Origin of the sequence: Lentibacter sp. XHP0401 (assembly GCF_025751535.1) — a bacterium.
Lineage (GTDB): Bacteria > Pseudomonadota > Alphaproteobacteria > Rhodobacterales > Rhodobacteraceae > Lentibacter.
This window is the reverse complement of record NZ_JAOWLC010000008.1, coordinates 20,525-45,094: the sequence shown is the minus strand read 5'-3', so window position 1 is coordinate 45,094 and position 24,570 is coordinate 20,525. Positions and strand designations below refer to the sequence as shown.

Below are 24,570 nucleotides of genomic sequence, written 5' to 3'. Positions count from 1 at the left end.
GGGTTGTGCACGCATATCACCCCCGTTTATTTTGAAGGAATTAACGAATTAACCTTTAGATTTTCTCCATATCGTTGAAAGTGTTTACTGAACCCGCTTTCATTCGAATCTTGCAAGCTTGGGGCTTTCAGCATTTGATGAGTGGCAATAAAACAAAGCGCATCCGATGGGGTTACCCGGAAAGGAAATTTGCGTGACAGGGACATTGCTAAAGATCGACGGCTTGACCAAAGCCTACCCCGGCGTCGTGGCCAATTCCGACGTTTCATTTGAAATAAAAACCGGCGAAGTGCATGCTTTGCTTGGAGAAAATGGCGCTGGCAAGTCGACGCTTGTGAAGATGATTTACGGCCTCGTGAAGCCTGACAGCGGCACAATGATGATGAACGGCGCCCCCTTTGCGCCACCCGAACCGCGCGCCGCGCGGGCCTCGGGTGTAGCGATGGTGTTTCAGCACTTCTCGCTTTTTGATGCACTCAACGTGGCCGAAAATATCGCCCTCGGGATGGAACACCCCCCCGCCCTGCGCGATCTCGCCGAGAAAATCCGCACAGTTTCAGAAGATTACGGCCTCCCCCTCGACCCCTACCGCACAGTTGGAGACCTCTCCGCAGGCGAGCGCCAACGCGTTGAAATCATTCGCTGTTTGCTACAGGATCCCAAGCTTCTGATCATGGATGAGCCAACCTCGGTTCTCACACCTCAAGAAGTCGAAATCCTTTTTGAGACTCTGCGCAAGCTCACCGCCGAGGGCGTGGCGATCCTCTACATTTCCCACAAGCTCGAAGAAATCCGCGCCCTCTGTGACGCAGCCACAATCCTGCGGCTTGGCAAAAATGTCGGAACCTGTGTGCCAGCAGAAACCAGCGCCCGCGACATGGCCGAACTGATGGTCGGCACCGAGCTGCAAACGCCCAATAGCGCGGGAGCCGAGCTTGGCGACGTAGTCCTTGATATCTCAGGGCTTTCCATGCCCTCACCCAGCGCTTTCGGCACGGCACTTCGTAACATCCACCTGCGTTTGCGAGCAGGCGAAGTGCTCGGCATCGGCGGCGTCGCAGGCAACGGACAAGACGAGCTTTTGCTCGCCCTTTCCGGCGAGATACGCACAGAACAAAATGCCGTGAAGCTCAAGGGCGAAGCAATCGGCCAGCTTGCCCCCAATGCGCGGCGTTCACGCGGATTGCTCACAGCGCCGGAAGAACGCCTCGGCCACGCCGCCGCACCCAACATGAGCTTGACAGAAAACGCACTGCTCACGGGCAACGTGCGCAAAGGGCTGTCGAACCGAGGCTTCCTAAAATGGGCCAAAACCCGCAGTTTTGCTGAGGAAATCATCGAAAAATTTGATGTCCGCACACCTGGCCCCGACAACGCCGCGCGCTCGCTTTCGGGCGGCAATCTGCAGAAATTCGTGATCGGCCGTGAAGTCCTGCAAGACCCTGACGTGCTGGTCGTGAACCAACCAACTTGGGGCGTTGATGCCTCCGCTGCCGCCTCGATCCGCCAAGCGATCCTTGATCTGGCAGCCAATGGCACAGCCGTTATTGTCATCAGCCAAGATCTCGACGAGCTCATGGAAGTAGCCGATAATTTTGCCGCCCTCAACGAAGGCCGCCTCACAGAAACCCGCCCGACCCAAGGCCTCACGATTGACGAGATCGGCCTAATGATGGGCGGCGCACATGGAATGGAGGTGGCTCATGCTAAAGCTTGAGAAGCGCCCGCAGCCGTCACAGACTTTTGCCTACCTCACCCCCATCTTTGCGATCATCATTACGATGATAGCAGGCGGTCTGCTGTTTATGTTGCTCGGTAAAAACCCGTTTGAGGCCATTCGCACCATTTTTTGGGACCCGCTCTTTGGCGAGTTTGCTTTCTATTACCGCCCACAACTTCTGGTCAAAGGAGGTCCGCTGATTCTGATTGCGATTGGCCTCTCTCTCGGCTTTCGCGCAGGCATCTGGAACATTGGCGCAGAAGGGCAATACATCATCGGGGCGATCTGTGGTGCAGGCGTTGGGCTTGCATTCTACCCGATGGAAGCCTGGTTCATCTTCCCGCTGATGATTATCGCTGGCGCCCTTGGTGGCTGGGCTTGGGCCATGATCCCTGCGCTTTTAAAGGTGAAGTTCCAGACCAACGAAATCCTTGTTTCGCTCATGCTGGTCTATGTTGCCGAGCAATTGCTTGCCTCAATGTCGCTTGGGTTGTTAAAGAATCCTGAGGGCCACGGTTTCCCCGGGTCACGGAACCTTAAGGATTATTCCAGCGCCTTTAACGACGAAATCATCACAGGCTCGGGCATGCACTGGGGGGTTATCACGGCCTTCATAGCAGTGATCTTTGCCTATATCCTGCTCAACCGTCACATGCTTGGCTTTTCCATCCGCCTCACAGGCGAAGCGCCACGCGCAGCCAAGTTCTCCTCGGTCAATCCAACGCGCCTCATACTCTTTTGCCTTGGTATGTCGGGCGCACTAGCAGGGCTTGCAGGGCTCTTTGAAGTGTCGGGGCCCGCAGGGCAAATCAGCATCGACTTCAACACAGGCTACGGATTCACAGCGATTATTGTTGCCTTTCTAGGGCGTCTGCACCCCATTGGCATTCTCTTTGCAGGACTGCTCATGGCACTCACTTACATTGGCGGCGAAATAGCTCAGGCCAATCTTGGCCTACCCGCAGCCGCTATCCAGCTGTTTCAGGGGATGCTTTTGTTCTTCCTCTTGGCTGTCGATCTTCTGACAAATTACCGTATCAAGCGCGTGCGCAAGGAGACTGTGTAATGGACCTTTCGGCAATCAACCCCGCTCTCTTACTTGCTTCGCTTCTTGTTGCAGCAACACCTATTTTGCTCGCCGGCATCGGTGAATTGGTCGTCGAGCGCGCAGGCGTGCTGAACCTTGGTGTTGAAGGCATGATGATCACCGGTGCGATCTGTGGCTTCATGGCAACGATTGTCACTGGCTCACCTGTCTTTGGCTTTGTCTTTGCGGCTATCGGCGGCGCAACACTTGCGTTTCTCTTTGCGCTGCTCACACAGTACGCCCTCGCCAATCAGGTGGCGTCGGGGCTCGCGCTCACGCTCTTTGGCCTCGGTCTCTCATCGCTTTTGGGGCAAGATTATGTAGGCCTCAAACCGCCCTCGACACCTAAGCTCGACATTCCATTCCTGTCGGACTTGCCTTTCATAGGGACCGTGCTTTTCAATCACGATATCATCGTCTATCTCGGCATCGCCCTTGTTGCTCTTGTCTGGGCGGCTCTCAAATATTCTCGCATTGGCCTTATCCTGCGCGCTGTCGGCGAGAACCATGACGCCGCCCACGCGCTTGGCTATAAAGTTGTGCGTATCCGAGTGCTTGCCATCATGTTCGGTGGGGCCTGTGCCGGGCTTGGCGGCGCTTACATCAGCCTTATTCGTGTGCCACAATGGACAGAAGGCATGACAGCAGGGGCTGGTTGGATCGCCTTGGCGCTTGTCGTTTTTGCTAGCTGGAAGCCTTGGCGCGTTTTGCTCGGTGCATGGCTTTTCGGCGGCGTGACGGTTTTGCAGCTTAATTTGCAGGCAGCCGGTGTCGCGATCCCGGTCGAGTTCTTGTCAATGTCGCCTTACATCATCACTATCGTCGTGCTGGTCATCATGTCAGCAGATAAATCACGCGCCCCTGCCTCACTGGGTCGCATCTTCCACGCCTCAAGTTAATGCTCTAAGTTAAGCAAAGAATCTGCATCAGGGAGACTTCAGATTATGAAATTCACCAAACTTCTCGCCACAGCTGCCGTGGCACTCGGGCTGGCCACCTCGGCCTTTGCTCAAGACAAAACCAAAGTCGGCTTTGTTTACGTTGGTCCCGTCGGTGACGGCGGCTGGACATATGAGCACAACAAAGCCCGACTCGCGGTTGAAGCAGAATTCGGCGACAAGGTAGAAACAACTTTCGTTGAAAGCGTGCCGGAAGGTGCTGACGCCGAGCGCGTGATGACACAGATGGCCCTCCAGGGTGCTGATCTGATTTTCACAACATCTTTCGGCTACATGGACCCGACCATCAACGTTGCAAAGAAATTCCCTGACGTGAAATTCGAACACGCAACAGGCTACAAAACGGCAGAGAACGTTTCGGTTTACTCTGCGCGTTTTTATGAAGGTCGCGCCATCCAGGGGCACATTGCAGGCAAGATGACCGAAAGCAATGTCATCGGTTACATCGGTTCCTTCCCTATCCCCGAAGTTATCCGCGGCATGAACTCTGCCTTCATCCACGCCCGTAAGGCAAACCCAGATGTGCAGTTCAAAATCGTTTGGGCTTACACATGGTTTGATCCGGCCAAAGAAGCCGATGCGGCCAAGGTTCTGATTGAACAAGGCGCGGATGTGATCTTGCAGCACACAGACTCAACAGCACCGCTTGCTGCCGCGGCTGCCGCTGGCAACATCATCGGCTTTGGCCAAGCGTCTGATATGGCCGAGTTTGCTGATGGCCCACGGGTTTCCTCCATCATTGATGACTGGGCGCCTTACTATATCGCTCGTGTGAAAGCCGTTATGGACGGCACATGGGAAACCAAGAGCACATGGGACGGCATTGGTGCCGGCATGGTTGGTATCGGTGAAATCACCGACCGCGTTCCCGCTGACGTAAAAGCAGAAGCGCTTGCCTTGAAAGACGCGTTGGCCTCAGGTGAATATCACGCCTTCACTGGCCCGATCAACAAGCAAGACGGCTCCGCATGGCTCGCTGAGGGTGAAGTGGCAGATGATGGCACACTGGCTGGTATGAACTTCTTCGTTGAAGGCATCGAAGGCGACATTCCACAGTGAGCCTACAACAACTAACGACAGAAAGCCTCGCCTTTTGGCGGGGCTTTTTTTGTTAGCGCGACTATGCCAAGAATGCAGAAATACGTCAGGAGGCACTATGCGTGACATCATCGTAATCGGCGGCGGAATTGCCGGAATATCTGTGGCGGCGCGACTCGCACCACATGCCAAAGTTACAGTCTTGGAGGCTGAGAGTGCGCTTGCCTATCACGCCTCGGGCCGTTCGGCTGCGCTATTTGAGGCCAACTATGGCTTGCCCTCAACAGTTGTCCTGAACAAAGCCGGTGAAACCTATTTCCATGAAGCCAACGGGGGATATCTCAGCCCGCGCGGTCTGATGATTGTCGGGCGCGCCGCAGAACACGACAGATTTCTGGCCGATACAGCCACACTTGGCCTTGAGCAAATTGGCTTGGATGACGCGTTAAACATGGTCCCGATTCTTGACCGGGAGCAGGTTACCCATGCGTCCTATCACTCGGCCGCGTGGGACATTGACACTGATCGCATGGTGCAAGATTTCGCTCGGGAGCTACGGGCACATGGCGGCGAAGTGCGTGTAAAAGCACCAGTCACCGCCATAAGTCGCACAGAAGCGGGCTGGGCCGTCCAGACACCTGACGGCCCCTATGAATCCAAACTCATCGTGAATGCCGCTGGCGCTTGGGTCGATGAAGTGGCCACGCTTGCAGGTGTTTCAACCATCGGATTTACCCCACTGCGCCGTTCAATGGCTCGTATCCCTGCCCCGGGGGGGCACGATGTTTCTGACTGGCCCATGTTCTTCGGAGTTGGTGAAAGCTGGTATGCCAAGCCTGATGCCGGCTCTCTCATTGTCTCTCCAGCCGAGGAACATCCGATGCCCCCCATGGACGCCTGGGCCGATGACATGGTGCTCGCGGAAGGGCTGGCGCGCTATGAAGAACTGGTCTCTGAGCCTGTCACAAGAATTGAGGCCAACTGGGCGGGCCTGCGCACCTTCTCCCCGGATCGCGCTCTCACAATAGGGTTTCACACCGAAGCGCCTGATTTTTTCTGGCACGCAGGGCAAGGTGGCTATGGCTTTCAGACGGCCCCCGCAGCTAGCCTGCTGGCCGCCGATCTGATCCTGGGCCGCGCTTCCGAGCTTGACGATAGTGCACGGGCCGCGCTGAGCCCTCAACGGTTTGCCTCATGAGTACTCCCCGCAATCTCCCTTCCGCTGCGAGTTTTGCAGAAGACCATGGCGGTGGCCGCCTCTTTGCACCCTCAGCTGCGCGTAACATCGAGCCCATTGCCGATGTTCTGGCCCATCATGCACCCGAGCAAGGAAGCGCGCTGGAAATCGCAAGCGGCACAGGGCAGCATGTGGCCGTTCTCGCGGAACGCCTCCCGAATCTCGTCTGGCAACCGACTGATATTGACGCAGCGCGCCTTGCCAGCATCAACGCTTGGGCCAGCAACTCGAGCACGCCAAACATTTTGCCCTCGGTCGCGCTAAATGCCACGCAAGAAGGCTGGTCCGCCAGATACACAGGCCAAAGTTTGATCACCCTGACAAACCTTCTGCACCTGATCAGCGAAAAGGAGGCCCGCACGCTCATTCGAGAGGCAGGGCAAGCTCTCGCGCTTCAAGGCATCCTCCATATTTATGGCCCCTTCCTGCGTGACGGAGAAACCACTTCGGAAGGCGACGCTGAATTTAACACCAAACTGCGTGCAGCCGACCCAGACATTGGCTACAAAGACGACTGGGATGTTATCGATTGGATACACACAGCAGGAATGGATCTTGTTCAGGTGATCGAGATGCCCTCAAACAACATATCCTTCGTGGCGAAGCGAGTTTTCTGATCTGGGTCAAAGAAAACGTGCCGCGCGCATGATCATTGTTCGCCAAACACATAGAAGGATCAGAATGTGAGCTGGCAAGAAAAACTCGACAATACCCGCGACCAACTTCGTGGATTGAACAAAACCATCCCCGACACGACCCGCGCCTTCGGTGCTTTGGGCAAGGCCGTGAAAGAAGGCGGCACGCTTGATTTCAAGACAAAAGAGTTTGTCGCTCTGGGCATCGCTGTGGCCAAGCAATGCGAAGCCTGTATCGCGCTCCATATTGAAGCGCTTATCAAATCAGGGGCAACCCGCGACGAAATATCCGATGTGCTATCTATGACCATTCAGATGGGAGGTGGCCCTGCCATGATGTATGCTGCCAAAGCGCTTGAGTGTTTTGACGAACTTTCTGACTGACTTCAGGCGAAAAGCTGCAACAGTTGCAGACATTCGTTGACACAATGGCTCTAAAAACCCAACCTGAGCATCTGTTTCGATTTGCTCGGGTTTTTCATGCGCTGGTTTATTACGATAATAGTGACTTGCATTTTTGCAAATTCAACTATCGCAGGGCCTAGGTTTAGAGACAGTGATCCGGTGGTGTTCAATACGCCCGCGCCGCATCAGTATCCCATTCACGGGATTGATGCGGCCCGATTTCAAACAATGATCGATTGGCCTAAAGCTAGGAAAGCAGGCATCAACTTCGCCTTTATCAAAGCCACCGAAGGTGGAGATTTGCTTGACCCGATGTTCCAAGCTCATTGGTATGGCGCCCAACAAGCGGGCGTTCCTGTCGGGGCATACCACTTCTACTATTTTTGCACGCCTGCGCGCGTACAGGCGCGTTGGTTTATACGGAATGTCCCCAAAGTGCGCGGCGCCCTGCCTCCTGTCCTCGATATGGAATGGAACCCATTTTCCCCAACATGCAAACTGCGCCCGCCCGCTGCTCAGGTGCGTCGCGACATGAAGGTTTTTATGGGGATAATAGAAAAGCACTACGGCAAACGCCCGATCATCTACACAACACCCGTCTTCTTTAAAGAAAACGGCCTGGGTCGCCTCAAAGGAGAGGAGTTCTGGCTGCGCTCAACAGCAAGAACTCCCGCTGAGTCCTACCCGGATCAAAACTGGCAATTCTGGCAATACACCAGCACAGGCATTGTCGACGGGATAGAAGGCGGCGTCGATATCAACGTCTTCAATGGCAATCGTAATGCATGGAAACGCTGGATGAAGCAGCGCTCCAAATAGAAACCGCAACCGCTTTTTCTTGCCCCAAATATCCCGGGGGTCTGGGGGCAGAGCCCCCAGCGGGTCGGGTGCGAAGCACCCGAAAGGCGCCTCATCCGTCTTTGCGGATTGTCTCGTTTTTGGGGTCGTAAGGGCTATCGCAAGTCACAACCGCATCCCAGAGCTTGTCTTGGATTTTAACTTTAAGCTTTGTGCCTTCTACAGCCAATTCTGGTGTAACGTAGCCCATACCAATCGATTTTGAGAAGGCAACGGAGTAACCGCCCGAAGTTAGGCGACCCACGCGCATGCCATCCACTGTGTAAAGCACTTCGCGGCCCCACGGGTCTGCGTCATCCGGCCCATCAATAAGCAGCGTGCAGCATTTAGAACGAACGCCTTTAGCAACCATTTCGTCTTTGCCATGAAACTCTTTTTCAAGGTCGATAAAGCGCGGCAAGTCAGCTTCTGCTGGCGTTGCATCGCGACCAAGTTCGTTGCCGAAAGCGCGGTAGCTCTTCTCTTGACGCAACCAGTTTTGCGCACGCGCGCCGACCAGTTTCATACCGTGCGACGTGCCAGCCTTTTCGAGCAGATCAAACAGGTAGTTTTGCATTTCGATTGGGTGGTGCAGTTCCCATCCGAGCTCGCCCGTATAAGCCACGCGAATCGCATTCACGGGGCACATGCCAAGCTCAATTTGCTTGGCCGAAAGCCATGGAAAGCGCTTGTTTGTAAGCGCTGTTTCGGGATCCGCATCATTGATCACCGATTTCAGAACATCACGGGATTTGGGGCCTGCAATGGCGAAGACACCCCATTGGGTTGTGACATCCTGAATTTCGATATATCCGAATTCGTCCATTTTACTAGCCGCTGCCTTGCGCAGGAAATCAGCGTCATACTCTGTCCAAGCGCCGGCAGAAACGAGGTAGTAGTCGTTCTCGCCGTTGCGCACGATGGTATATTCCGTGCGCGTTGTGCCGTGAGCCGTGAGCGCATAGGTCAGGTTGATGCGACCGATTTTTGGCAGCTTGTTGCAGGTGAACCAATCAAGGAACTGGGTTGCGCCCGGGCCTTTGACAACATGCTTGCTAAAGGCAGTCGCATCAATCAAGCCAACGCCTTCGCGGATCGCCTTGGCCTCATCTACAGCATGCTGCCACCAGCCGCCGCGTCGGAAAGAGCGGGCGTCGTGATCGAAACTGTCTGGCGCATCGAGCGGGCCGTAATAGTTCGGCCGCTCCCAACCGTTTACAAATCCAAACTGTGCGCCGCGCGCTTTCTGGCGATCATAGGCTGGTGCTGTACGCAGCGGGCGGCAAGCCGGGCGTTCTTCGTCAGGGTGATGCAGGATATAAACGTGATCATAGCATTCTTCATTTTTGCGCGCAGCAAACTCGGTTGTCATCCAGTTTGAGGAATAGCGTTTGGGGTCAAGGCTGGCCATGTCGATCTCAGCTTCGCCATCGACCATCATCTGGGCGAGGTAGTAACCTGTGCCGCCTGCTGCTGTGATACCAAAGCTGAAGCCCTCAGCCAGCCACATATTGCGCAGCCCTGGTGCGGGGCCAACCAGCGGGTTGCCATCAGGTGTGTAGCAGATCGGGCCGTTGAAATCGTCTTTCAAGCCGCTTTCCTCACAAGAGGGGATACGGTGAATCATCGCCAAGTACTGCTCTTCGATACGCTCGAGGGCGAGCGGGAAGAGGTCGGCGCGGAAGCTGTCCGGCACACCATGTTCAAAGACGGCGGGCGCGTTTTTCTCATAGACCCCGAGAATCCAGCCACCGCGTTCTTCGCGCACATAGGATTGCGCATCCGCATCGCGGATAACCGGGTGCTCAACACCACCCTCGGCGCGGAACTTCACCAAGGCAGGGTCTTGGTCCATCACGATAAACTGGTGCTCAACAGGTATGGCGGGCATCTTTATCCCGAGCATCTTGGCGGTGCGCTGCGCGTGGTTGCCCGACGCTGTGACAACATGCTCGGCTGTCACAACAATCTGATCTTCGGACGGGACGAGGTTGCCGCCTTTTTCCACCATCTTGGAGAGGGTCACCTCCCAATGTGTGCCGTTCCAGTGAAAGGCATCGGCCTGCCATTTGCGCTCGATCATCACACCCCGCTGGCGCGCGCCCTTGGCCATGGCCTGCGTCACATCGGCGGGGTTAATATAGCCGTCGGTGTTATGATAAATCGCGCCCTTGAGGTCGTCCGTGCGGATAAGCGGCCAGCGTTCCTTTATCTGGTCAGGCGTCAGCCATTCATATGACACACCACAGGTTTCGGCAGTCGAGGCGTAGAGCATGTATTCGTCCATGCGCTCCTGCGTCTGCGCCATGCGCAGGTTGCCAACCACGGCAAAGCCCGCGTTGAGCCCTGTTTCGGCCTCAAGCTGTTTGTAGAACTCGACGGAGTATTGGTGAATATGTGTGGTCGCATAAGACATGTTGAAAAGCGGCAGAAGGCCGGCGGCGTGCCACGTAGAGCCAGAGGTGAGTTCGTCACGCTCAATGAGCATCACATCGTCCCACCCAGCCTTTGCAAGATGATACGCAATGGACGTGCCAACGGCACCGCCCCCGACAACAAGAGCTTTAACTTGGGTTTTCATGAGCCGACTCCTTGGCTTGGCGTTGCACATGATATGACGCAAAGCCCGTGACAGGCACGGCAGACTCCCGACTCGTTAGGGCAAAAAACGACTCTCGGTTAGGCAATGGTAAAACTTTCAATCAAATGGCAGTTGATATCATTCACTTGATCGGTTTTTTCTCAAAGATGCGGCAGACACGCCTTCACTCTCCGAGAGCAATGCCCTCGCGACGTGGATCAGCCCCCCCTGTCAATCCCTCGTCACCGACGACAATCATATGTAATCCCGAGTTAAGCGCATTAACGCTGACCTCAAAGCCCATTTTTGTTAAGGGCTCCACAAAAGCTTCGGCCGAAGTGCCTTCCTCTACATCATATATACCAAAGCGGTTTGCCAAGTGCGGTAGGCTTACAGCCGCTTGGGCATCGAGTCCCCAATCAAGATGTGCGACAATGGTCTTTGCAACATAGGGAATGATCCGCGACCCCCCCGGGCTACCCACAACAACAACAGGTTTACCGTTTTTCATAACAATCGTTGGAGCCATGGAAGACCGTGGCCGCTTACCTGGCTCCACTCGGTTTGCTATCGGCACACCATCACGATGCGAGCGAAAAGAAAAGTCTGTCAGTTGATTGTTGAGTAAAAACCCCCCCACCATAAGCCGTGAACCAAAAGCGTTTTCGATTGAGGTCGTCATGGACAAGGCGTTGCCATAGCTGTCGACTATTGAAATATGCGACGTCGAAGGCAACTCGATTGCCTCATCGTCACTCAGGTTTAGGCTGTGGTCAAATTCGGGCATGCCTGCCTCTACATTTTCCAGAGCGTTGCCTGTGTTCAAAAGCTTGGCTCGTTCGCGTAAGTAATCCGGCGCAATCAAACCTGCGGTGGGCACGGGGACATAATCACTATCAGCCATGTAACGAGCACGATCGGCAAAACTCAGGCGACTCGCATCTCCAAACATGCGCCATGCGGTCACGTCCTCGGGGGAGAGCATATCATAGTTATCCAACATCCCTAGGATTTGCCCGACACTCAACCCTCCCGAAGAGGGAGGACCCATGCCGCAAACCTCATATCCACGATATGCTGCGCACACCGGATCACGAGCACGCACGCTGTAAAGGCTGAAGTCAACTTCGCTCAGAACTCCAGGTGCGTTAGGCACATTGCGCACTTTTTCAACAATCTCTTTGGCAATCCGCCCTGTGTAAAACGGAGCTACTCCATTGCCAGCCAGCGCTCGCAGACTTTCCGCATAAGATGTATTTTTCAGAAGTTGCCCTTTCTCAATAGCGCGGCCTTGAGGCAAAAAATACTCTCGGGTCGTAGCATCGATTGAAAGCCGGTCGGCATCACCACGGACCATATCTGCCAGCCTCGGCGACACTACAAACCCTTCTTCAGCCAACGTAATCGCCCTTGAGAACAAGCCCGCCCAAGATGCGCTACCCCAGCGCTTGTGGGCTTCTTGCATCAAGGCAGGCGCACCCGGAACACCGACAGAACGCCCCCCCACGACCGCATCAAAAAACTTCTGAGGTTCGCCATTTTCGTCCTGAAACAACGTGGGCTGCGCAGCCAATGGCGCAGTTTCGCGGCCATCCAGCGTTGTTACCTGCCCCGTTTTCGCATCATACCAGAGTAGAAATGCGCCGCCGCCAAGGCCCGAGCTTTGCGGCTCAACCAGCCCAAGAACTGCCTGTGCAGCCACCATAGCATCTGCGGCCGTGCCGCCTTTGGCCAAGATTGAAGCACCGGCTTCTGCAGCATAGGGATTGGCAGCCGAGATCATCCAGTTTTTCGCCTGCACAGACTTGCCAGCTGATTTAGCCGCCAGCGAAGCCTCAATATCAGCATTCAGAACATACCCGCCCAGTTCTGTTGCGCCCTCCGGTGCCACACTGTCGGATGCCTCCTGCGGAAGCGCCGCTGAAGCGTAGAACAGCAGTGCTGTTACAAAAGTGAGTTTTCGAGCAAGTTTCATCATGACATTCCCTTTGCTTTCGAAGCCAGATGAAACTTTGGCTTACTGGATCGAAATCACCCGAACTGACACGCTTAGTCTAGTTACAACATTGACGGCACAACCTGATCAGGCGGTCGATGCCCGTCGGCAAAGGTTTTGATATTGATGATGACTTTCTCGCCCATCTCAAGCCGGCCCTCAACCGTTGCGCTCGCCATATGTGGCAGCAAGACAGCATTGCTGAGGTTTCGCAATTCCTGATTGGCCTCGCCTTCATGTTCAAACACATCCAGCCCTGCCCCGGCAATTTTGCCCGCCTTCAAAAGCCGTGTCAGAGCTGGCTCGTCAATCACTTCGCCACGCGAAGTATTGATGATTACAGCCCCCTCTTTCATAAGTTTGAGTCGTCGGGCATTCATCAAGTGAAATGTCGAAGGTGTATGCGGGCAGTTGACTGATATTACATCCATCCGCGCAACCATCTGATCAAGACTTTCCCAATAGGTCGCATCAAAAGCTGATTCTATTTCTTCACGCAGGCGCCGGCGGTTGTGATAGTGAATTTGCATACCAAAGGCCTTTGCACGCCGTGCGACTGCTTGCCCGACACGACCCATCCCAAGGATGCCCAAGCGCTTTCCGCTCACGCGTGTCCCCAAGAGGGCGGTGGGTGAGAAGCCTGCAAAACCGCCATCCTTGATATTTTGCAAACCTTCGGGAATTCGCCGCGTGACCGCCATCATCAGTGCCATTGTCATATCCGCAGTATCATCGGCTGAAACGCCCGGCGTATTGGATACAAGGATACCCCGCTGCAAAGCACTTGAAACATCGATATGGTCAAAGCCAGCCCCGAAATTCGCGATCAATTTGAGCCGTTCACCCGCTCTCGCGAGCAGATTTGCATCAATAACATCAGTCAGAGTAGGCACGAGCACATCCGCATCGGCCATGGCCGAAGCTAACGCCTCGCGGCTCATGGGGGCATCGTCATCGCGCAAACGCACATCAAAAAGCTCCTTCATCCGTGTCTCAACAGGCTCGGGCAGGCGTCGCGTCACAACAACACTCAGGCGTTCAGATGGCATGTGTAAGCTCCAATCGCTTTTCTTTTACGCGTATTACTGGCAAATTGACTGATAGATAGCCGAGGCACAAGAACCCAACGGCAAAAAAGCAGCACGAGCAGCGCAATGATCAAACACCTTTTCGCCATTTCATTGGCCGTCTTCCTCTTCGCCGGCGTAGTTTTGGCCGACCAAAAACGGGGCAGCGTAACCAATCTGCCTATACCACGCTTTGTTTCTATCAAATCCGACGAATGCAACGTGCGTCGTGGACCGTCGCTAAGCCACAAGATTGACTGGGTATTCAAGCGCAAAGGAATGCCCGTCGAGGTTACTGCCGAGTACGGTCATTGGCGCCGTGTCCGTGATCGGGACGGCGTGGGGGGTTGGGTCCATTACTCTTTGCTCTCGGGGGCGCGCAGCGTCATCATTGAGGAAGATATGCAAGCGCTTCACATTCGACCCGATCCTGAAACACAAATTTCCGCACGCTTGGAGCTCGGAGTAATCGCCCGTCTCAGCGAATGCACGCAAGACTGGTGTAGATTAAACGCGGGTGGGTTCAAGGGGTGGGCCCCCAAAGCGACACTTTGGGGCGTAACCCCTGACGAGTTAATCGAATGACCACATCCCAAAACACTCGATAAGAAAAATTTCAATATCAGGCTTGAAAGCATCGCCTCTTGCGCGTAATTAGCGCTCAGAGTTGGGATGTGGCCTAGCGGTAGGGCAACTGTTTTTGGTACAGTAGATCGTAGGTTCGAATCCTACCATCCCAGCCAATCACCTTAAAAGTATACAATTAAGAATGACACGGAGCGTCTTTCTTGGTCAATTGCTTGGGAAATGCCCCAGTTCCTGCCCCTGCTGTTCTCAGAATAGACAAGTGCCTTTTCATGTGACCGAATGGCAGAAAGACATTTCTGATTGCAAACGTCCCATAGGTTTTGACATCCGCTCACTTGCGCCCGAGGATGTGATCATGGGCGTCATCAACCTACAATCAGCCTTTATAGCAATACTTTTGAGTTAGGCATTTCGCCTTGTTCCCGAAAAAGACTCAGTATACTTTCTGGTTATCCCGTTGGCTCTGAACACATAAGGACGCCATTTATTTTGTGTGAATTGCATGGCCTTCAGTGCCAACCTCCAACAATCTCACGATTGATCTTTATTTTACTCCACCCGGCTTGCAAGATTGGGCTACCTAAGTAGATGATGAGCTGCATAGCGAGTTTAGTGTTCACCTTTGAAGCAGCCACTGTCGCTACGCTCTGGGGGATTTGCGGCCTTGTTTTGGTTTGCGTGGTAAGAAACAATCGCTTTGCTGGCAAACCGGCCTTTGTCTTAACATTTTCCGCAATGCTCTGGTGGCTCTTCACTGTAGTGTTCGATTTGGCCTCACAAGGAGAATACTGCAAGGTTGGTTGGTCCTTAGCAGCTTGGCCCGGGATAACACTACTACCAATCGCTTGGGCGTTCTTTGTTTTCGACTACACCATGAATACAAAGCAGGAACGCCAACCGGTCAGGTATTTGCTTTATTTCGGACTGCCCTGCATCGTCGGCATCATAGCTCTTACGAACAGTCAGACACATCTACTTTATGGGACCGATACACAGCTCATTGAGACCAACGCCAGATCTTACGTCGTTTTTGACCATGGGCCACTCTTCTATACAATCGCTGCAGGCCTATACATCTTCATTATGAGCGCCTTGAGCTTGCTCGCCTATGCTTTTTTCAAAGCTAAGAGCAGTATCCGGCCTTTCTTGGGGGTATTATTTATCATCACGGCAGCTCCATTGACGGCAAACTTCGCGTATATTGTATGGGGCTTCACTGCGTTCGGGTTTGACCCTACGCCGTTTATGTTTGCCGTTGCACTCATAGCATTCAGTTGGCTGCTTCTTAACAACACGATGATGGATACCGAAGCACAGGGACGAAGCCTTCTGTTTTACGCCACGCAGAATCCGGTAATCATCATAGACACCGCAGGACGCTTTGCAGGAGCAAACTCTGCGGCTAAAACTTTATTCGGTGAGCAATTGCCGAATAAAGGCGGAACGCTTGATCATCTGGAAAAAATTGGCTCGGTGCTGAATTTCTTCAGAGAAACCGGTGAGAGCAGTTGCGCAGAACCGATCAGACTCGGAGAGCGTGTTTTCGACCCTCGATCACTTCCAATCGAAAGCCCGATCCAAACCAAAGCAAACCTGCTTGGCTGGTCAGTATCGCTGATCGATATTACGGAAAGGGAGCGCGCAGCTGAAGCTTTGCGCGAGGCCGTGGTCGATGCCGAAGAAGCCAACCAGGCGAAGTCCCGGTTTCTTGCTATGATTAGTCACGAATTGCGTACCCCCATGACATCCGTAAAGGGTGGGCTGGACTTGGTGCTCCACGGGGCCGCAGGTGAGGTAAGTGAGCCCGTAAAAAATTTACTAACTGTCGCCCATAGAAATAGCCTCAGACTATTGAAGCTTATTGACGATGTTCTTGACCTTCAAAAACTCGATCTTAGCGCCATAATTCTTGAACAGCAGGATTTGGACGCGGACAAGTTTCTGCGTGATATTGTCGAAGAATACGAAGCTTATGCGAAAGAAAAAAAGGTTCGGCTGGCCATCACCACAGGAGGCGTAGATCGGCAACTGCGAGCTGATCCTAATCGTTTGAAGCAGGTTGTCGGGAATGTGATCTCGAACGCAGTCAAGTTTTCCCCAGAGGGTGGGCGCGTTGAATGTTCAACGCAATTGATTGAAACAAAACTTAGACTGTCAATTAAAGATCACGGAATCGGTATCCCAAAAAACGAAGAGGATCAGGTTTTCGGTAGGTTCAATCAAGTGAAGCATTCGTCCTCGCAGGCGTCGGGAGGGTCTGGCCTTGGGATGCACATAGCCAAACTTCTGATCGAGCGAATGGGCGGCTCTATTTCATACGAAAGCCGCCTTGGTTTGGGCACCACGTTTCGCATCGACATACCGATTTCACCACAGGAAATTCCCGTGCACCCTGCACTCAACATCTAGTCTGAGCTTTTCCGCCAGAAAGTTAACTATGACTACGTGACCATAGAGCACCTCGACTAAATCTGGCTTGGACTGGTATTTTCAGGATAGAAAAAGAAACATGGGGGCTTGTTTGCCCAACAGTCCGGTGATTGTAACAAAGCGGAATACCGCTCTTTTGGGCGAACTTCCGTTTTTCAATTTACAAGACACCAAAGCGCCGACGGTGGCTTCGAATCAGTAGCATTATCTATTCCCGACACAAGCGCCCCAAGAAGGCTGCAAGCTAACGCAAATCAAACTGAAACCGAGGCTGTCTCAACCGCTGCTTAAGTGGCGCCTGTTAGCATCAGAGCCAGATGCAATATTAAAACAACAGCGCAAACTCACGAAACAAGGCTCACTTTATTATACATAAAAACAATAATTTAAGCCATTTTTGAGCGGGCAACTGTAATTTGAAAACAGACAGGGGCTTTTACTATCGTAATAGGAAATGTGACGCCAATGAGAGACTTTCGGAAACACGAAAGCTAGCTTTTGTTGATATCCAACAGCACTCATGTTACCTTTGAAAAAGTTAATGGTTTGTTAATTGTTAAGTTTGAGAGTGCACAATTTTATTGTTGCACGTGTTGTCGGTAACGATTTTTCAAAAATGACCGCTCATAGAGCCAACGCAGCCATAGCGAAAATAAAGCTATTTTTTAGGACTGCATAATTCGCTCCGATTTTTGGCGCGAGATATTGAGACAAGAGAAGTTGGAAATATAGCCGTGTTCGCCGAACACTGCTTTTGAAGAATTGTGAACTTTTTTGGGGAAAAGATAATGATTTATTCAGACAAACGCGGAGAAGACTATGTCGTCTCTGGAGCGCTGTTTGTGAAGTGCCAGAAATCTTTTTGGGAGAAGTGCTTCTCGGGGCTTTACGCGAAGTTCTTCAAGCGACTAATTGATATAGTTTTAACGTTGCTCATACTTTTGCCAGCTCTTTTCATCATGCTCCCTTTTGCGATCATGATTGCTCTGGATGGAAGTTCACCTTTGTACTTCCAGCGGCGGGTCGGCAAAGGGGGGCGTGTATTTCGCATGGCAAAATTGCGCAGCATGTGCGTCAACGCTGAAAATCTATTGCACGTCCATTTGGCTTCGCATCCAGACCAAAAGATAGAGTGGGACACCACTCAAAAATTACGAAGCGATCCACGCACAACAAGGATTGGCAACTTCATCCGCCGGACATCAATTGATGAGCTGCCTCAGCTCTTCAATGTGCTTGCTGGGCACATGTCGCTTGTCGGACCCAGACCAATGATGGAAGAGCAGCGGTCTTTGGCACATGCTAAGGAATATTTTTTGATGCGCCCGGGTATCACCGGAGAATGGCAAGTTTCTGTTCGGAACGAGGCCAACTTTTCCGAGCGGGCATTTTACGACAACTCATACTTTAAAAACATATCTCTTCGCCACGACTTCAAGCTGCTGTGGCAAACAGTAAGAGTGGTTTTCAACGCTCGGGGGTGTTGATCAGAGTTTTTAGGTTGATGCGGGCGAATAGCTTCGCTTGTGAAATTACAATTTGGGGGACATCTGATGAACGGTTTTGTTGATTTCACGCTAGCCTTGCGTGAACGCCTACCTCAGGTTGCAATGATTCTGGTGGTCGGGGCGCTTGCAACTACGGTGTATGTTTCAAGAATGGCTGAGGAATACACGGCCTATGTCCAAATTTCGGTAGACTCTGAAATTGCGCCGTCGGGTTCGTCCAGTGAAGCAGGACAAAATGGAGATCTTCGGCACCATCAGATTGTACAACAGAGGGTTTTCTCCAGGGTATTTCTGGAACAAATCATTTCTGAATTGCGAGAGCAAAAACAGCTGCCCTTACTACACAACGGCAGCCCGCTTGACGCAGAACTCCTCCGCAAGCAACTGACTATCCAGCCTGTTGGTGGTGCGAGAGAAGCATGGCAACCACAATCTGTTCCGGTTGCTTTCGTGATCTCGGCAACCCTAGAAAACCCTGACCTTTCTGTTCAGGTCGCAAATCGTATTGCGACAGCCTTCTTATCGTTTGATCGCAAAATACGGCTTGATAAAGCGCAAGTCAGGCAACGATTCTACCATATTGAATCGGAGGATATCAGCCAGAAACTGGCCGATATTGAAAGCCAGATCAGTGCATATAAAGTTGAACATGCAATGGAGCTACCATCAGCCATAGCGGGCCTGAGGGTAAGGATTTCTGACCTTGATACAGATATAGCGGCTCTCGACAGACAGCGGGTCAACATAGAAAATACGCTCGGAGATGCGCAAAGCGTCCGTGAACAGAAGTCCAAAAAACTCAACGCTATTGCGGCCGAGCGTGACCTGCTGACAAACTGGCGCAGCGAACTTTACACCCAGCTACGCGGTATTCCGGAAAATGAAAAACACCTTAACGCACTAACCAGAGAAGGCGAAATGCTTGCAACCCAAGCTGCAACAGCTTTCGAACGTGTGGCAAAAGCTGATCTTGACGTCGAGGTAGCACAGACCGAGTGGCTCGCATCTCTGTCCATTGACGGGCTTTCCGACAACCCTCGTGTTAACGCCGTTGAGGGGCGCGACAAGGCCTTATTATTGGGGCTGTCGCTTACCGTCGGCTTGGCGGGGCTATATGTTTTTCTTCTTGAAGTGCGAAACCCGACGGTACGGACCACTGCACAGCTCGAGAAAGCTCTGGGCATCACCCCGCTCGTTTCGATAAGTTATGTTTCAACAGCAGCCGAAGACTTTACTTCTCTTTTGACAAAGGCTTCTCTGGTTTCCCTCGTCTTGATGATTGCTTATGCCGCTTTCCTGCTGTTTTAAGAACGCTCCAATATCAATACTGATACTTTGAGATCGCTTGCTCGTGCGATTTATTGAGAATGATCCCCAGCAAGTTTGAATGCTGCTCGATCAGATCTTTCGCTGTTTCAGTCTCTTCTTGGGTGCTAAGCCCGCCCCCTAAAAGCAATATGACAGCATCTGTATGGGAAAACAGCGCAAGCATGTCATCAAGATAGTTCATAGGCGGCGTGTCAAATATAATCAGATCAGGGCTGTAACTTGCTTCAATCTGAGCGAGCACATCCCCCGTAGCCGCACTGCTCAGGATCACACCCGTATTTTCTAGAGAGTTCACCCCCACCCCAATGGCCAACCGGGGGCCTATTCGGCTGAGAGCGTCACCAACAGCAACTTTCCCCGTCAGAGCATCAGAAATCGAGTTCTGAGTCTCGATGCCGAAATAGTTATTCAGCGATGGCCTTCGTAAATCCAAATCCAGCAACACAGTCCGAAGATCGGGATGGCTTGACAGGCTGATCGCAAGGTTCGCAGAAACAAAAGATTTTCCACAACCGCGTGAGGGCGATGTGATGGCAATTCTTTTCCAACCGTGCTTGCGCATTTCCAGCAGAACTTTCGTACGCAACACCGAGAACACTTCCGATTCAAGTCGGCTTGTGTCGTGCGCCACAACTCGTTTCTTCAACAGCGCCTTGGGCTCCACGGCCAAGACAGGCAAATCATCCCAAGAAAACAAAGCGTTCTCGGGTTTTGGATCGGCCCTTCCGCTTACATCAGCAGATTTGGAACCCTCCAAAGAATCAATAAATACCAAGTCTGTTTTGGAGGTCACTCTATTACACCTTCAAATTCTGAACGCGGGGACTCTTTTGAAATAAGTTCATAGCCCTACTCTAAGGGCTTTCGCCTCACAAAAACAACTTTTTTCCAGCGTCCAGATATGGAGCGTCTATGAGAGCCGTAGAAAATGGAAATCGACTTAGGGAAAACAGTATCGTGCTTACAAATTATTCTGCTACATTTAAGGCACGGTTACCTTTGGAGCATCTCGTGTGACTCTACCGCAAGATCAAAATTCAGGCTGCAAATGATTTTGCGTTTATGGCGCGTTCACTCCAGCACAGAACAGAACCAACCGTTGGCTGCAAATACGTAACCTCCGTGCCAACAAACTCTAAAAAGGCCTCAAGGTTGAGCGTATTCACACCAACCAGAACCGGCATTCCAAGCTCGATTGCACTTGCGATAACTGATCGGAAGCCACGGCCTTCAGCTTCATGTTTCCCAAATTTGTTGATGATCAAAATATCCACATCGGACGTGATCTGTGAGCTAACAATACCAACCGCTGCTTCCAAAGCTGCCGAGTCCAGCCTACACCCTTTGGATGCCCGTCCGAGATTCTGCGAAATAGGTAAGACCGGGCCATTCGGTAAAACTTGAACATCCATGTCACACTTGCCAACGGCGCGCTCGGTGTTGATCTGGACAGTGCCGCAGGTTTTGTAGTCTTGGGCTGAAAGCGCTTCAGCAACCCGGAAAAGCAACAAGTCTGTTCCGCCCCTACTTGGCGCCATCGTGTAAGCTATCTGCATAAGTGGTACGACCTTTTTCCGTTTGGTAGAACTTTCGCCAAAGCACCAAATGTTAAAATCTCCGCATCAGCGAAGATGCAGAAATCCCTTGGTGCCAAAACTCGTCCCCCTCGCCTTAACGCAGATGTCATAGCGCCACCCCTGAAAGGAAATGACCCGGCCCAACAGTGCAATCCAGGTTACGCAGGCGTCCGTCTTTTAGCCCGTAGATTAGACCGTGAATACGCAACTCCCGTTTCCGCTTCCATGCATTCTGCACAATTGGCGTTTCGGCGACGCAGCGCACTCCCTCAATAACATTAAGCTCACACAGACGGTCGCGGCGCGCCTCTGGGTCCGTCTCTTGTGACAGATCAACAGCATAACTGCGTGCCAGCCGTCTGATTGGCTCAAGCCAGTGATCGGAAAGCCCATGCGGCAAGTCTTCCATCGCTGCCTTGACGCCACCGCAGCCATAGTGACCACACACGATAACCTCTCGAACTCCCAGCGTTTCAACAGCAAACTCAAGAGATGACAGCATGTTCATATCTGTCGAATGAATGATGTTCGCAACGTTGCGATGGACAAACACTTCGCCCGGATCAAGCCCCGCCACCACATTTGCAGGCACACGGCTGTCAGAGCAGCCTATCCAAAAAAATTCAGGGGACTGATGCGTGGCAAGCCGTGCAAAATAACCGGGCTCTTCGGCATTTTTTTGCTCTGACCAGACAACATTGCGCGCGAGAAGATCATTTAGCATGAGGGGTTCTCCAAAAGCCGATCAAGCCCGCGGCGCGTCAGCATATTTCGCTTCATCTCAGCTAAGTCGCTTACAGTAAGACGCACTCTTGCCAGCGGCAAAACAATCGCGTTCTCAAAGATGAGGTGATGACGGGCGCGTAGGGCATATGCGGCAAGCATTTGCCTTTCGTCTGCATCATGCACATGGTCTGCATCCTTCAGTAGACTCATGATTTTCGGTGTGTCTATCGCGGAATGGCGATGATCGGCTTGCAGCTTTTCCACTACTTTTTCGATCTCGTCTTCCGGCTCGCTGCGCGCGCGCATCATCGGGAACAGATCAATTTCCTCGTCCGCCAGATGCTGTGGCAAGATGTGCGAAAGAAAAGCAAGAACTGAAACCCGCGCATAATCATCAGGCGTGTGCGCCTCGGTGAGTTGGTCGATCAAAGCGCAAATTTCCCTCTCTCGCATATGATCTTCGGCAATGAAATCCAGCGGATTGGCCGAAATATCGAGTGTCGAGATCATTGCCCCCGCGTTCATCAATCTTTGATCTGATTTCGCGCTCATTGCGGATTCCTTTCGCTCTAACTCCTCAAATTTCTGACAGATCGGCTCCTTCGATTTCAGCTTTCGCAACCAAAGACGTGGTGAAGCGGTGTGCGGCCTCCGCCCAAGCGCGCTTTTCCATCGCGGCCATGATTTTGTTTTTGACGGCAGCAAACGGAAGGATCTGGCCCTCGGCCACAGCATCCATCCGGATAATATGATAACCATGACGTGTCAGCACGGGGTCGGCTGTAGTTTCGCCCTCGCCAAGACGCCGCAGCACGGCTTCAAATTCGGGCACAGTATCGCCCGGGCCAAGCTGCCCCAGAGTGCCACCCGATGATTTCGAGCCACAGTCACTTTCGCGTGCGGCAAGGGCGGAGAAACTGCTCGCACCGCCCAAGGCCTGCTCGGCAACCGACTTGGCGCGCTGCAAAGCAACCTCACGCGCAGGTTCATCACGTGGATCACATGCACAGAGGATATGGGAAACCTCCCAAAGCGGCGGCGCACGAAACCGCGACGGATCACGCTTCCATTCTGCCTCAACTTCAACCTCGGTTGGTGGCGTGACTTCTACGGCTACGTCGAGAAGGCCCCTGATCAGAGCCTCCTCTTCTGTTTCAAAGCGCCCGGGCGCAAGCTCTTGCGGCTCGGTGTTTACGCCCTGCACATGCGCCTCCTGTAAAAGCAATGTGCGGATTGCAACTGCATTGGCAGCCTTGCGCCATGCAATCCCGGGCTTGCCCTTTGGCGCTGGTTGGTTTTGCGTTTCTGCCGCGACCAAGGCGTGGGGGACAAGCTCGCCATTGACCACAAGCTCAGGAAAAAGTGCTGCGTTCATCGTCTTTACTCCGCAGGTTCTGTTGCTGAGCGCTTGGCAAGCGGTTTCAGGCGGCGCGATCGGACAATCTGATATCCGGGGCGCAACAAGTACCGGAACGGCGCGGCAAAGCCTGACACCATATGCACAAGACGCGTGAACGGGAACAGAAAGGTGATCAGCAAGCCGAGGAAGATGTGCGCCTTATAAAGCCAGTGCACGTTCACGACCATTGCCCAAGCATTGAGCTTGAGAAGCACCACACTTTGCGACCATGTCATAAAGCGGATCATTTCCGCACCGTCCATGTGCTGCAAAGTAAGTGTAATTGTGCCTAGGCCAATCAAGAGCTGAAGCCAGATCAGAACAAGAATACCGATATCGGCAAAGCTCGTGGTCTGCCAGATACGCGGGTCTGTCACACGGCGGTGGATCAAAAGCGTAGCCCCGATCAGAGCTGCAATGCCTGCAGTTCCACCCAGAATAACGGCCAACCACTGCTTCGCGGCATAGGGAATACCTAGCGCATCAAGCACGGCGACAGGCGTAAAAAGCCCGATCAGGTGGCCCCCGAAAACGGTGATGATGCCAACGTGAAACAGAATAGAGCCCCACATCAATTGCTTGCGGCGCAAGAGTTGGCTGGATGAGGATTTCCATGTGAACGGATCACGCTCGTAGCGCGCAATTGATCCCACAATAAGCACCGTGAGTGCGATATAGGGCATGATGCCGAAGATGAAATAGTCGATATGTTCTAGCATGACGGTGGCTCCCTATTCTGCCGCTGGCTGCGGCTTGGGGTTAACGGGTGTATCCATGCGCGAAAGCATATCGCGCACTTGCGGGCATCCGGCGCTTGGATCAGGCCCGAAGAGCACTTCGCTCTCCTCCCAAACCTCGTCGAGTGCCTCCAAATCGGTCGGATCGACCTCCGGCTGGGCCAGTATTTCGGCAACGGCTTCCGCGTTAGCCTCGGCTCCTGCGAGCTGCACAAGGCTTGCAAAAACAGCCGCATAAGCGCTTTCACGGCGCTCAAGACGCGTGGTCAGCGCTTCAAAGATGTGCGCCGCATCTGCCAGTGTTTCCTGCGCCTCAGCAAAAGGACGCGTCGACAGAAACTCTAGCAAAACCGGAAGATGGTCAGGCAGCTCCGATGTAACCGGATCAAACCCGCCGTCACGGTACGTTTCGACAAGTGAAACCATCGCGCCGCCACGGTCGCGGCTTTCGCCATGAACATGCTCAAAAAGATTGAGCGACAACGTGCGCGAGCGGTCAAAAAGCAGCACAAATTGCTCTTCAAGGTCATAAATGTCGCGCACCGCCAGCTCCTCCACCAGCGGGCGCAACCCCCGACGGGCAGCCGCAGTCAACCGCGTGTCTGAAGCCAGCACAGCGCTGATTTCGGGCATGGCCTGTTGCAACTCGCGGGTCGGGTAACTCAGAATAAGCGAAAGCGCTTTCAGTGTTCTGTCATGAAGTTGAATAGCCAT

Annotated in this window: 22 protein-coding genes and 1 tRNA gene; 13 read left to right on the top strand and 10 right to left on the bottom strand. The window is 53.0% G+C overall.

What is annotated here, in order from left to right; all coding sequences use genetic code 11:
- The first annotated feature begins 193 nt into the window (after window positions 1-193).
- The 8 genes from OE750_RS11330 (at window position 194) to OE750_RS11295 (ending at window position 7,900) form a co-directional block, all read left to right on the top strand.
- Window positions 194-1,717: an ABC transporter ATP-binding protein gene (locus OE750_RS11330; RefSeq protein WP_263764317.1), complete on the top strand. Its 1,524-nt coding sequence runs from the start codon at window positions 194-196 to the stop codon at window positions 1,715-1,717.
- Entirely contained in the window at window positions 1,704-2,786 is a 1,083-nt protein-coding gene (locus tag OE750_RS11325) for an ABC transporter permease (RefSeq protein ID WP_263764316.1), read from the top strand. Before OE750_RS11330 ends, OE750_RS11325 begins: the two co-directional genes overlap by 14 nt.
- The gene (locus tag OE750_RS11320; RefSeq protein WP_263764315.1) at window positions 2,786-3,706 is read left to right on the top strand and encodes an ABC transporter permease; all 921 of its coding nucleotides are present in this window, start codon (window positions 2,786-2,788) and stop codon (window positions 3,704-3,706) included. The genes OE750_RS11325 and OE750_RS11320 overlap by 1 nt, the downstream gene beginning before the upstream one ends.
- 45 nt (window positions 3,707-3,751) lie before the next feature.
- The gene (locus tag OE750_RS11315) at window positions 3,752-4,825 is read left to right on the top strand and encodes a BMP family ABC transporter substrate-binding protein (protein ID WP_263764314.1); all 1,074 of its coding nucleotides are present in this window, start codon (window positions 3,752-3,754) and stop codon (window positions 4,823-4,825) included.
- 97 nt (window positions 4,826-4,922) lie between these two features.
- A complete protein-coding gene (locus OE750_RS11310) occupies window positions 4,923-6,002 on the top strand; it encodes an NAD(P)/FAD-dependent oxidoreductase (RefSeq protein WP_263764313.1) in 1,080 nt (359 codons plus the stop codon).
- A complete protein-coding gene (locus tag OE750_RS11305; protein ID WP_263764311.1) occupies window positions 5,999-6,658 on the top strand; it encodes a class I SAM-dependent methyltransferase in 660 nt (219 codons plus the stop codon). Before OE750_RS11310 ends, OE750_RS11305 begins: the two co-directional genes overlap by 4 nt.
- A gap of 66 nt (window positions 6,659-6,724) precedes the next feature.
- Window positions 6,725-7,060, top strand: coding sequence for a carboxymuconolactone decarboxylase family protein (locus tag OE750_RS11300; RefSeq protein WP_263764310.1), 336 nt, complete (start codon window positions 6,725-6,727; stop codon window positions 7,058-7,060).
- A 96-nt stretch (window positions 7,061-7,156) separates the two neighbouring features.
- A complete protein-coding gene (locus OE750_RS11295; RefSeq protein WP_263764309.1) occupies window positions 7,157-7,900 on the top strand; it encodes a glycoside hydrolase family 25 protein in 744 nt (247 codons plus the stop codon).
- A 91-nt stretch (window positions 7,901-7,991) separates the two neighbouring features.
- Here the strand turns inward: OE750_RS11295 and OE750_RS11290 are convergent, their stop codons facing one another.
- The 3 genes from OE750_RS11290 to OE750_RS11280 form a co-directional block, all read right to left on the bottom strand.
- Window positions 7,992-10,499: a GcvT family protein gene (locus OE750_RS11290; protein WP_263764307.1), complete on the bottom strand. Its 2,508-nt coding sequence runs from the start codon at window positions 10,497-10,499 to the stop codon at window positions 7,992-7,994.
- A gap of 184 nt (window positions 10,500-10,683) precedes the next feature.
- Entirely contained in the window at window positions 10,684-12,474 is a 1,791-nt protein-coding gene (gene ggt, locus OE750_RS11285; RefSeq protein ID WP_412176225.1) for a gamma-glutamyltransferase, read from the bottom strand.
- An 83-nt stretch (window positions 12,475-12,557) separates the two neighbouring features.
- The gene (locus OE750_RS11280; protein ID WP_263764304.1) at window positions 12,558-13,544 is read right to left on the bottom strand and encodes a 2-hydroxyacid dehydrogenase; all 987 of its coding nucleotides are present in this window, start codon (window positions 13,542-13,544) and stop codon (window positions 12,558-12,560) included.
- Window positions 13,545-13,649: 105 nt separating this feature from the next.
- On the opposite strand from OE750_RS11280, the gene OE750_RS11275 reads away from it, so the two are divergent.
- The 5 genes from OE750_RS11275 (at window position 13,650) to OE750_RS11255 (ending at window position 19,396) form a co-directional block, all read left to right on the top strand.
- Window positions 13,650-14,147, top strand: coding sequence for an SH3 domain-containing protein (locus tag OE750_RS11275; protein WP_263764302.1), 498 nt, complete (start codon window positions 13,650-13,652; stop codon window positions 14,145-14,147).
- Between the two features lie 83 nt (window positions 14,148-14,230).
- A tRNA-Gln gene (locus OE750_RS11270) sits at window positions 14,231-14,305 on the top strand.
- Window positions 14,306-14,741: 436 nt separating this feature from the next.
- Window positions 14,742-16,559, top strand: a complete 1,818-nt coding sequence (locus tag OE750_RS11265; RefSeq protein ID WP_263764300.1) for a histidine kinase N-terminal 7TM domain-containing protein — start codon at window positions 14,742-14,744, stop codon at window positions 16,557-16,559.
- A gap of 809 nt (window positions 16,560-17,368) precedes the next feature.
- Entirely contained in the window at window positions 17,369-18,067 is a 699-nt protein-coding gene (locus tag OE750_RS11260) for a sugar transferase (protein WP_263764299.1), read from the top strand.
- A gap of 66 nt (window positions 18,068-18,133) precedes the next feature.
- Window positions 18,134-19,396 (top strand): hypothetical protein, encoded by a 1,263-nt coding sequence (locus tag OE750_RS11255; protein ID WP_263764298.1) that lies wholly within the window; start codon window positions 18,134-18,136, stop codon window positions 19,394-19,396.
- A 13-nt stretch (window positions 19,397-19,409) separates the two neighbouring features.
- Here the strand turns inward: OE750_RS11255 and OE750_RS11250 are convergent, their stop codons facing one another.
- The 7 genes from OE750_RS11250 to narJ all read right to left on the bottom strand — a co-directional run bounded on the left by OE750_RS11250 (window position 19,410) and on the right by narJ (window position 24,570).
- Entirely contained in the window at window positions 19,410-20,210 is an 801-nt protein-coding gene (locus OE750_RS11250) for a CpsD/CapB family tyrosine-protein kinase (protein ID WP_263764296.1), read from the bottom strand.
- Between the two features lie 244 nt (window positions 20,211-20,454).
- Window positions 20,455-20,955, bottom strand: coding sequence for a DUF2478 domain-containing protein (locus OE750_RS11245; RefSeq protein WP_263764486.1), 501 nt, complete (start codon window positions 20,953-20,955; stop codon window positions 20,455-20,457).
- Between the two features lie 145 nt (window positions 20,956-21,100).
- A complete protein-coding gene (locus tag OE750_RS11240; RefSeq protein ID WP_263764294.1) occupies window positions 21,101-21,718 on the bottom strand; it encodes a carbonic anhydrase in 618 nt (205 codons plus the stop codon).
- Window positions 21,712-22,272: a hemerythrin domain-containing protein gene (locus tag OE750_RS11235; protein WP_263764293.1), complete on the bottom strand. Its 561-nt coding sequence runs from the start codon at window positions 22,270-22,272 to the stop codon at window positions 21,712-21,714. The genes OE750_RS11240 and OE750_RS11235 overlap by 7 nt, the downstream gene beginning before the upstream one ends.
- 25 nt (window positions 22,273-22,297) lie before the next feature.
- Window positions 22,298-23,095, bottom strand: coding sequence for a peptidylprolyl isomerase (locus tag OE750_RS11230; RefSeq protein ID WP_263764292.1), 798 nt, complete (start codon window positions 23,093-23,095; stop codon window positions 22,298-22,300).
- A 5-nt stretch (window positions 23,096-23,100) separates the two neighbouring features.
- Entirely contained in the window at window positions 23,101-23,838 is a 738-nt protein-coding gene (gene narI, locus OE750_RS11225; RefSeq protein ID WP_263764291.1) for a respiratory nitrate reductase subunit gamma, read from the bottom strand.
- Window positions 23,839-23,850: 12 nt separating this feature from the next.
- Window positions 23,851-24,570, bottom strand: coding sequence for a nitrate reductase molybdenum cofactor assembly chaperone (gene narJ / locus OE750_RS11220; protein WP_263764290.1), 720 nt, complete (start codon window positions 24,568-24,570; stop codon window positions 23,851-23,853).

Excerpts from the sequence above, each read along its gene's own strand:
- OE750_RS11325 (WP_263764316.1), top strand. The coding sequence starts at position 1,704 with ATGCTAAAGCTTGAGAAGCGCCCGCAGCCGTCACAGACTTTTGCCTAC.
- OE750_RS11320 (WP_263764315.1), top strand. The coding sequence starts at position 2,786 with ATGGACCTTTCGGCAATCAACCCCGCTCTCTTACTTGCTTCGCTTCTT.
- OE750_RS11315 (WP_263764314.1), top strand. The coding sequence starts at position 3,752 with ATGAAATTCACCAAACTTCTCGCCACAGCTGCCGTGGCACTCGGGCTG.
- OE750_RS11310 (WP_263764313.1), top strand. The coding sequence starts at position 4,923 with ATGCGTGACATCATCGTAATCGGCGGCGGAATTGCCGGAATATCTGTG.
- OE750_RS11305 (WP_263764311.1), top strand. The coding sequence starts at position 5,999 with ATGAGTACTCCCCGCAATCTCCCTTCCGCTGCGAGTTTTGCAGAAGAC.
- OE750_RS11295 (WP_263764309.1), top strand. The coding sequence starts at position 7,157 with ATGCGCTGGTTTATTACGATAATAGTGACTTGCATTTTTGCAAATTCA.
- OE750_RS11290 (WP_263764307.1), bottom strand. The coding sequence starts at position 10,499 with ATGAAAACCCAAGTTAAAGCTCTTGTTGTCGGGGGCGGTGCCGTTGGC.
- ggt (WP_412176225.1), bottom strand. The coding sequence starts at position 12,474 with ATGAAACTTGCTCGAAAACTCACTTTTGTAACAGCACTGCTGTTCTAC.
- OE750_RS11280 (WP_263764304.1), bottom strand. The coding sequence starts at position 13,544 with ATGCCATCTGAACGCCTGAGTGTTGTTGTGACGCGACGCCTGCCCGAG.
- OE750_RS11275 (WP_263764302.1), top strand. The coding sequence starts at position 13,650 with ATGATCAAACACCTTTTCGCCATTTCATTGGCCGTCTTCCTCTTCGCC.
- OE750_RS11265 (WP_263764300.1), top strand. The coding sequence starts at position 14,742 with ATGAGCTGCATAGCGAGTTTAGTGTTCACCTTTGAAGCAGCCACTGTC.
- OE750_RS11260 (WP_263764299.1), top strand. The coding sequence starts at position 17,369 with ATGATTTATTCAGACAAACGCGGAGAAGACTATGTCGTCTCTGGAGCG.
- OE750_RS11255 (WP_263764298.1), top strand. The coding sequence starts at position 18,134 with ATGAACGGTTTTGTTGATTTCACGCTAGCCTTGCGTGAACGCCTACCT.
- OE750_RS11245 (WP_263764486.1), bottom strand. The coding sequence starts at position 20,955 with ATGGCGCCAAGTAGGGGCGGAACAGACTTGTTGCTTTTCCGGGTTGCT.
- OE750_RS11240 (WP_263764294.1), bottom strand. The coding sequence starts at position 21,718 with ATGCTAAATGATCTTCTCGCGCGCAATGTTGTCTGGTCAGAGCAAAAA.
- OE750_RS11235 (WP_263764293.1), bottom strand. The coding sequence starts at position 22,272 with ATGAGCGCGAAATCAGATCAAAGATTGATGAACGCGGGGGCAATGATC.
- OE750_RS11230 (WP_263764292.1), bottom strand. The coding sequence starts at position 23,095 with ATGAACGCAGCACTTTTTCCTGAGCTTGTGGTCAATGGCGAGCTTGTC.
- narI (WP_263764291.1), bottom strand. The coding sequence starts at position 23,838 with ATGCTAGAACATATCGACTATTTCATCTTCGGCATCATGCCCTATATC.
- narJ (WP_263764290.1), bottom strand. The coding sequence starts at position 24,570 with ATGGCTATTCAACTTCATGACAGAACACTGAAAGCGCTTTCGCTTATT.